Raw genomic sequence first — 2405 nt, forward strand, 5'->3', positions numbered from 1 at the left:
GACGTGGACCTGCCCACGGCCCCGACGGGCTCGCATGCCACACAGGGCGCATCGGGCTCACCGGCTTCCCCGCCCCCCCAGACCGCCATGGCCGACGCCCGGGTGCGCGCCGTGGCGCTGGTGGCCCCCGGGTACGGTATGCTCTTTCCCCGTGCGTCCCTGTCCAGCGTCACCGTGCCCGTGGCCATCCTGAAGGCCGACGACGACGAGGTGAACCGCGCCCCCCTGCACGCCGACGCCCTGCGCGCCGCCCTGCCCCGCCCGCCGGAATTTTCCGTGCTGGCCGGTGCGGACCATTACGCGCTCATGGCCGCCTGCCCCCCCACCCTGCAACGCGATCTGCCGGAACTGTGCGGCGGGGTGGACGAGGACACTCGCCAGTCCATCCACCGTACCCTGAATGCCCGGCTGGTGCGCTTTTTCCTGTCCACGCTGGGCGAGGCTGGACCACCCCTGCCCGCTCCTCCCCCGGAGCCGGAACCCCAGGTGCAACAAGCCCCGCCCCCGGCGGTCAACGCCACCGCGCCCAAAAGCAAGGCCAAGGGCGACCGGGACGAGAAACGGAAAAAGGACGGCAAGCCACGCAAGCAGGACGAATCCGCCCCGCGCTGACCTGCGTGCCGGACACGGTCCGGGCCCCCCCACCGGAAAGTACCCGGCCAACGGGCTTCCGGCCACGCCCTCCCCCCTGCCCCTACCCACCCCGATCGGGCCGACGGGGCCGATTCTCTAGAGTCCCCACACACGGGCAACACGCTGAAAACGCTTACGTTCTATGGCCATTACGCAAGTCCCGGCCTCAAATCGCGCCACGGGGGGCCGCACGGAGGCAAAACGTCCTCGCGCACACTTTGCAACATATTGAAATGTAAGTGTTAAAAAAATATTTCTGCGTGGCATTCCGCACCCTTGACAGGGGCCGTCCGAATCAATAAAGCCTGCACACGTGGCCATACGCCATACAACACCATCCGAAGGACTCACGGTAAAAACCACCATGCGCGGCGACAACGTTCGGCGTGTACCCTGCCTCTCCATATCATTCCGCAATGTAACCACTTCCCGGCTGCTGGCCTTGTTGCTGGCGCTGGCTGTATTTGCCGTGCCCACCGTCACCGAGGCGGAACGCGGCGACATGCCCAACGCGCTGTCCGGCCATGGCCGGGCCGCGGTGAACGGAGCCGGCGATGCCCGTCGCGTGGCCCTGCACTCTTCGGAGCCGCAGGCCCAGGCGGACAACGACGGCTGGATCGACATGCCCGGCGGCTCGCGCCCGGCCTACATCGGCATCCACGGCGGCACCGTGCCGGTCAGCCTGCTGGCCACGCGTGGTGGCAGCACCATGGTGGCCATGGTGGGCGAAACCGGCAGCGACTTCCTGTACGTGCTGCGCGGCGGGCGCAACCAGTCCGCCGCCAACGGCAACGACCAGACCGAGGCCGCCTCCGAACTGCTGGCCGCAGCCAAGGCCTCTGATGGCGCCCATGCATCCAGCGTGGCGCTGGATGCCTCGCGTCCCAACAACATCCCCGGCGCCCGCACCGCCGCCATGCCGGAGCCCGGCGCCAACGGCACCGTGCTGTTCGCCTCCACTCCGGAAGGCAGCGTGCCGGTCATCTACGCTTCGGGCCGCTCCTTCGAATCGCTGGACATCGCCCTTGCCGACTGGACGCCCTTTGGCCTGACCGAGGACCACATGGCCAGTGACGGCAAGGGCAAGATCGTGGCCGACAAGAAGGCCGCCAAGAAGGCCAAGCAGGTGGCCCGCTCGGCCAAGCCCGAGCAGACCGACAAGGTCCGCATCGGCAAGGCCAAATCCGGCAAGGCCGACGGGACGGAGACGGGCAAGTCCGACAAGACCCCGCGCCTGCCCCGCAACGAAAAGGGGCCGGTAAGCATCCAGGACGCATCCGACAGCCTCATCGCCGCCTAGTCCTCCACGACTGGCACTGCACTTTCGACGCCCCCGCCCAGCGGGGGCGTCTTCGTTTGCGCGCCCGCCGCCCTTGCCCCATGCACACCTCCCGGCCCCCGCCTCCCGCACCCCCTCTCCTTAGCATTACCTGTCCGCCCGCCGCCACGCTACACGCCCACGCGCCACCAGCGTGTTGTCCCGCGCCGGGGCCTCACCACGTCGCCCTCCCTCGTCGCCCCCTTTCTTGCGACATGGCCACGCACCCTCGGGACGGCCCTGCGCCCCCTTCGCCACCCCGTTGCGGCCCGCATCCCCCCGCAAGACAGGTGTATGCACGTCCTCTCGCGCATGGCGGGACGGGCATGCCGCCCGGCGGCCCCTGCGCGGAAGGAGCATGGCATGGACTGGAATGGCATTGGCACCACGGTGGCCCGGGTGGCACCGTTGCTGGGCGCTGCCCTGGGCGGCCCCGTGGGCGCGGTGGCACGGT

At 69.3% G+C, this 2405-nt stretch carries 2 protein-coding genes; both read left to right on the forward strand.

Annotated elements, in window-relative coordinates; all coding sequences use genetic code 11:
• Nucleotides 1-612, forward strand: a 612-nt coding sequence (locus FVW27_RS13220) for an alpha/beta hydrolase family protein (protein WP_424991876.1), incomplete at its 5' end; no start/stop codon positions are given.
• Between the two features lie 385 nt (nucleotides 613-997).
• Nucleotides 998-1933: a hypothetical protein gene (locus FVW27_RS13225; protein ID WP_243838442.1), complete on the forward strand. Its 936-nt coding sequence runs from the start codon at nucleotides 998-1000 to the stop codon at nucleotides 1931-1933.
• The last annotated feature ends 472 nt before the right edge of the window (nucleotides 1934-2405 follow it).

The organism is Nitratidesulfovibrio liaohensis (assembly GCF_011682075.1).
Taxonomy (GTDB): domain Bacteria; phylum Desulfobacterota; class Desulfovibrionia; order Desulfovibrionales; family Desulfovibrionaceae; genus Cupidesulfovibrio; species Cupidesulfovibrio liaohensis.